At 61.0% G+C, this 6,004-nt stretch carries 2 protein-coding genes and 2 pseudogenes; 1 reads left to right on the top strand and 3 read right to left on the bottom strand.

Going from position 1 to position 6,004, the window contains the following annotated elements; genetic code table 11:
* From NKH01_RS34730 to NKH01_RS34740, 3 genes and pseudogenes are all read right to left on the bottom strand, one after another.
* Positions 1-163: pseudogene (locus tag NKH01_RS34730) on the bottom strand (type IV secretory system conjugative DNA transfer family protein); the annotation flags it as partial.
* Between the two features lie 841 nt (positions 164-1,004).
* Positions 1,005-1,355: pseudogene (locus tag NKH01_RS34735) on the bottom strand (DDE-type integrase/transposase/recombinase); the annotation flags it as partial.
* A gap of 960 nt (positions 1,356-2,315) precedes the next feature.
* Complete coding sequence (locus NKH01_RS34740; RefSeq protein ID WP_353024693.1) at positions 2,316-3,347, bottom strand: IS110 family RNA-guided transposase; 1,032 nt, start codon at positions 3,345-3,347, stop codon at positions 2,316-2,318.
* Between the two features lie 635 nt (positions 3,348-3,982).
* Between NKH01_RS34740 and NKH01_RS34745 the strand changes: the two genes are divergently transcribed.
* The gene (locus NKH01_RS34745; protein WP_353024694.1) at positions 3,983-4,240 is read left to right on the top strand and encodes an aldehyde dehydrogenase family protein; all 258 of its coding nucleotides are present in this window, start codon (positions 3,983-3,985) and stop codon (positions 4,238-4,240) included.
* Positions 4,241-6,004: the final 1,764 nt, after the last annotated feature.

The raw sequence follows: 6,004 nt of genomic DNA on the forward strand, positions 1-6,004 counted from the left end.
GAACAATCTCGTAGTCGTCATCGAGCAGCCGAACCTGTTCGGGACGCAACAGCGGTGCACCTTGATGTGAATTCTGAATGTTCCAATCGAACGTTCGCGCCTGGCTGTAGGAAATCGATTGGGCTTGAAATGTGTATTCACCGATAGCTTTAGTCTCGTCATCTACCTCGATGTTCCTAGAAGCGCGCCGGCAGCCCGGGCGGGGGGCTTGGGGTTAGACTGCCGGCGCACGCCACTCATAAAGAGCGGCCCCTTTGTCGCGATTCGGACACCCATAGTCAACCCGGCAACGTCTGGATGCCCGCTGTGCTCTTTGCAGAGCGGCGATGCCGGGCATATCGGCCGATCCTGTCTAGGATGGTGGCCACTCTCGTCGGCCGAGTTGATGCTCCAGCCAGTATCGCCTTGCCGACCAGCATGAGTTCGCCGTTAGCAATCCATCGTTGCGAGCCGAGACCGAGGTAAAAAGCGCGTGTTATCGACTATGTAGCTGACGCTCCCGCTGACGTCTTCGATTGCGCACGCTATGCCCCGTTCGCACCTCTTGTGAATAGTACTGCCCCATGCACCTGAAACCGCCTCCTGGGACCAGGCTTGCTCAAGCCCTTGATTCAACACGATTGATCCGACGCCAAGGGAAGCGGTTTCGAGGTGCCGCAGCGCGTCCATGATGATGGCCGCCGCGGGGGCCTCGCGGACTTCGAGAACCTTTTCACCGGTTGAGATGTGTTCGAGCCCGGTTGTTGAAATACTGGCTCTTGCGGATGCTGATCGACTTCAGTGCTCGTCGAGATGCCGCAGGCGATTTTTTGCAGCAAATGACCTTTCCGAAATGTTTGCGACAGAACCCGCCGACGCCGCTCTCATCGAAGCGGATGAGGCTAAGCGGCCTCCCACCGTGTCCGACAATTCGCGTCGGTTTTGGCGATTTGACGACATAGGCTTGTTGGCCGGGCTTGTCACGTTGTCTGAAATTGGCCGGCCGAGGGCTGCTGCTGCAGAATTCATGCGGGCGTTCCAGTCACGGCCTTCCATTCGGCGATGGCTTGCAAGCGATGAACATGTATGGCGAGAGCAGAACGTTTGGGGCGGGGCGGGACGAAGAGGTTGCGGAGGGCTGACAAGGTCGAGACGAAGCGTTGCAGGCCTCCCGGCGATCGGCCCCCCTGCATCATCCGCTCCCGTTTTCGCGGCGGCACATGGGAATTCTCCGCTCTGTTGTTCAACCCCTTGTGCGACCGGTGCTCGACGTCCGGCATCACCTGTCGCTTTGCCGCTCCATACGAGCGAAGCTAGTCGGTGATCATGCGCTTCGGCGCGAGCCCCTGCTTCTTCCACAGCCGCGTCAGCAAGCGCAACCTCTCGCAGGGTGCGCTCTCAGAGTTCGTTCCTGCGCATCTGCATCGATCAAGTGACGTTCATGTCCGGCCTTGTTATCTCGGATAAGCGTCTACGAACCTACGCGCCGCATAACGAGCTGAAACCTGCGACTGGCCGATTGCTGGAGGACGCGATGATGGCTGCGAATTTGAGCGCGGCGAGATCTCCCGATCAATGGCCTGCCTGAGAGGACGGCACGGCGGGTCCTCAGCGACGTGATTTCGCTTGGCCTGCTGGCGTCCGAAACCCCGAAATGGCCTGCGTCGCTGCGCTTTTCCGCCGATGCCCTGGATAGGCTGTTTCCCAAGCTGCTCCCGGAAACATAACGTCCTCAAATAGGGCAGGCTTAACGATGGAGGTGGAATTCGGATATGACCCGTCGCCCCTTTTTCTGATGGCGCCACCGAAATCCGAACGCGCTCCCCGGTTGGGTGAAACTGTTGCGCTGGTCGGTTCCGAAGGAAGACATTGGCTCTATGCATCGCAGTGGCGGACGCGAAATCCTCACCATCCTTCTGCATCGCGCTATTTGGCCTGCCGAAAACCCACGTTCGCCGGCACGCTGTCGCACGATGATCATCTCGCATTCTTGCTATGGAGGCTGTCGTGCTTCCTGGGCACGCGGCTGACGGCGACGAAAGCGGGTCGTCTAATCGCTCGACCGTCAAGGGGGTAAGTGCAAGGCAGTCGTCCTTTTTTGCCGATGCTCGTTCGCATGCCGGGTACAGGGTCGTCTACGCGGTCGATGCAAAGCTGATCGCCGCAGGATGAGTTTCGCTGGTGAGATCTTCCTATGTTCGTTACGCACTCTGCTAAGGAGGCAGTTGCTTCAAGCTTCGCGGAATGATCTCAGCCACGTCCCGGCAGGGACGGCTCGGTGCGTCCTGGAAGAACGCTATCGGTTGAGTGAAGAAATCGTCGCAGGCATATGCAGATCAGGCTGCGGCGGGCATTCCTCCGTGCGGATCGAACAGCTCGCCCGTCCGGAGCATCGCATGCATGATCACTGCCAGCTTGCGCGCCAGAGCCACGGCCGCTCGCTTGAAGCCGAGCCGTTCTTTGAGCTCCAACGCCCAGGTTCGCAGAGTACTGGTATCCGTCGACCGGTTCAGGATGACCGCGGCCGCCTCGTATAGCAGTCCGCGCAACTGATTGTCGCCACGGCGCGAGATATGTCCGTCATTATCGACCTCACCGGACTGGTAGCGCCTCGGGGTCAGGCCCACCCATGCACCCACGGCGCGCGAGTTCCTGAAGTTCGCCGGATCATCCACGGCTGCGGCAAAGGCGGTGGCTGTGACGGTGCCTACGCCGGGCACTGACATGAGCAGACGGCAGTGCTGGTCCTCACGCGCCATAGCGGCCAGCTGCTTGCTCAGCTCTGCGATTTGGGTTCGCATATTACTCCACGCCTGAAGCATCGGTGCAACGATGCGCGCCAGCTTGTCTTCGCCTTCCAGAAGGTCGCGAACGTTGCGCTCGAACACGCTGCCTGCGCCCCTGGGCACGACGAGGCCGAACGTCTTCATCAAGCCACGGATTTGGTTGGATATCTGCAAACGCATCTTAAGAAGCTGGCGCCGTGCGGTGATCAGCGTGCGGATCAGCATGCTGTCGAAACCTTTGACCCGAACCTCGCGGTAGAAGCCGACCTCGGCCAGATGTGCCAGGCCATCCGCATCGTTCGCATCGGTCTTGTTCGCGGCCATGTCGAGCGCGGCCTTGGCATGCCGCGCGTCGATACAGATTACCGGCAACCCCTCTGCCGTCAGCGCATGGTAGAACCACACCGACAGCGGCCCCGTCTCGAACACAACCCGCCGGGCATACGGTGCGCGCTTGCGGATCACCGCCGCGAGCAGTTGTGGGTCGGACGCGCACTTGCCCCGCCACATCCTTTTGCCGTCCTGCCGGATCGATATTGCCGTGTCTTTCATGGATACGTCGAGACCGATATACTGCTTCATGGCTGTCCTCCGTTCGATGCCTGGGCCCGGTGTCGATCGTGAGCCCGTTCTTCATCCTATCGGGGGACAGCCAGCCGGCTAGAGGTTCGAACATCGCCGCCACGTCTCAGGTGGCCACCGCTCCCGCGATTACGTCATGTTTATTCATGCAACACCCCTTTTTGGCAGGCAAGCTGGTGGACTTCGGGAAGTCGGGGGCGAATATAGCGAAGACTCCCGCGCTCGCCGATGCATTCTGGACGCCAACCGCATCGAGCCGATGCGTTCGAGACGCTTCGCGGCTGCAGTCGCCGAACGATAGCGTGGTTATGCGACCTGTTCGGCATGGCAACCCCCGTCCCAGTCAGGCGTTCACGAAGGAGTTCGTCGAGAATTCGTGGAGAAAGTCCGCCACTTATCGTTGGCGACGGCTTTGCTCCGGAGTGGCGATCGGTGCGCTGATCGACAGGCATGCTCTGGCCAAAATCGAATCCCATATCGCCTATGCGGTCGCGAAAGGCCGCACAATTCGATGCGGGGGCAAACGCATCGGCGCGAATGGCACGTTTTTCGAACTATCGGTCCTGTCTCCAGCGAGATGACCATCGCGCAAGAAAGAGACATTCGGGCCGTTGGCGCCTGTGATTGCTTCGACGATGCGGATCAGGTCGTGCATGAGGCCAACGACACGATCTACGGCCTTGCCGCCCACTTTTTTTGCCTCCAACCTGAACCGTGTTTGGCGTGTGGCCGAGGCCTTGGAATATGGCATGGTGGGTATGAACACGGGACGCATGTCGTCGGAAGCCGCGCCTTTCGGTCGAGTGAAGCAGTCCGGCATCGGGCGGGAGGGTTCCCGCCATTGCCTCGAGGACTACCTCGAAATGAAACACCTCTGCACGGGCGGCATCTGAAGCCTCGGCTTGCAGGGCTCGCAGACCGGCAAACCAGCGAGCCATCTCCAAATATGTGAATTGTGGATTGCTCCTCGACGGGAGCTGAGGGGCGGCTCCGCAAGCCTTACGACGCTCTTTGCGAGCCGTAGCTGCCGAGCTGGCAAAAGGCCGGGCTACGTCGCGCCAGCGCAATCGGCGCGCAGAAAATTAGGCCTACCCGCTCCGGGACCGCGGACCTCGTCAGCTTCTCGTAAGTATGCCCGAGTAGGCAGCTCAGCTGATCTGTGGACGTGAGGCTAGCGTGAACCGGCACAAATTTGACCTATCCAATGTAACAGCTTGGCGGCAGGTGCAGCCCCCGGCATCTCAAGAGCAAGCGGCACAGGCCGGGCAAGAGGGCTTTGAGCAGCGCTTGGGCGAGGCGCGCCGAGCCGCTGCCCAAATTCCCGCCCCCGGCGGTCCGGCTCTGCCAGACCCGTTCCACGTCTTGAGACGACCCAGTGCCCCAGCCACGTCCGAGGAGCTACCCCTGCTCTCGTACTCCTTGAGATCCTGATCCAGCAACGGATCGTCAAGCCGAGCAGCAAATCCCGGCCTGTTGTTTTTAAGGAGCCAACGACCAAAGCCGAAAAGAGAATTTACATGGCGCGTGACCGTCCTCTCCCCGGCCTTACCGGCATAGAGTGCTGACCTCAGTCCTTCGACAACGGTCGCATCGTTGGAATAAAGAGGACGCTTGTCGCGACCGGAGACCACTATTGGAGGATCGAATTGCGCCTCCCATGGCGCGATGTACCCACTTGATGGCCGGGAGCCAGCGTTCGGCCTGCGCGGCCTCGCCAACCGCGGAGGGCGTCTCCTCTGCCCTGGCTAACGCTGGTCCGGCAGGCGCCGGCAGCACAGAACGAGCATGGTCACGCAACTCGAACGGTGCGGGGGGATTCAGATCAACCACTGACGAATCCGGCGCATGATGATGGCGCGCCGTTGAGTGACCCGGCTGCAGCACCGAGGCACCTAGCATCGACCCACTGCCTCCGGCGTACGGCGCCGCGGCGTCCTCTTGTCCGCTCCCTTGCATCATGGGCTGCGCCTCCCATGGCGATGTATCCACTTGATGGCCGGGATCATGCTCTGGTTCGTCCATTTGCTTTTGCAACCGAGCCAGCCTTTCGGCCACCGCGGCCTCGCCAACCGCGGAGGGCGTCTCCTCTGCCCTGGCGAACGCTGGCCCGGCAGGCCCCGGCAGCACAGAATGAGCATGGTCACGCAACTCGAACGGTGCGGGGGGATTCAGATCAACCACTGACGAATCCGGCGCATGATGATGGCGCGCCGTTGAGTGACCCGGCTGCAGCACCGAGGCACCCAGCATCGACCCACTGCCTCCGGCGTACGGCGCCGCGGCGTGTTCTTGTCCGCTCCCTTGCATCATGGGCTGCGCTTCCCATGGGGCCGCGGCTTCGATGAGGCTCAGATCTCCCTGAGACGGATGAGGATGGCGGGCGGAGCGCCAATGGTGGGCCGCGCTGTCCGGAATCCCGACCCTGTCGACGCCGCGCTCATCAGAGATTACACAGCGGCTCTCATCAAAGAGAACGAGCCGACCGGGCCGAAGCTCCGTACCATTCAGGTCTATGGATCTGCTCTTTGTCGATGCCGGCTCAATACTCCCCAGAAGTGCCGTTTGAATCTTCCCCAGTATAGCGCTGCCGCCGGTCTTCCGGAGCGCGCTCCGGGAGACCGGCGGCGCGTAATCGTTGATGCTTCTCCTGATGGTCG

Source organism: Mesorhizobium sp. M1403, assembly GCF_040317695.1.
In the GTDB taxonomy this organism is placed as follows: domain Bacteria; phylum Pseudomonadota; class Alphaproteobacteria; order Rhizobiales; family Rhizobiaceae; genus Mesorhizobium.

Bases quoted from the DNA above. Each gene is read 5' to 3' on its own strand.
- NKH01_RS34740 (WP_353024693.1), bottom strand. From the start codon at position 3,347: ATGAAGCAGTATATCGGTCTCGACGTATCCATGAAAGACACGGCAATA.
- NKH01_RS34745 (WP_353024694.1), top strand. From the start codon at position 3,983: ATGCGGATCAGGTCGTGCATGAGGCCAACGACACGATCTACGGCCTTG.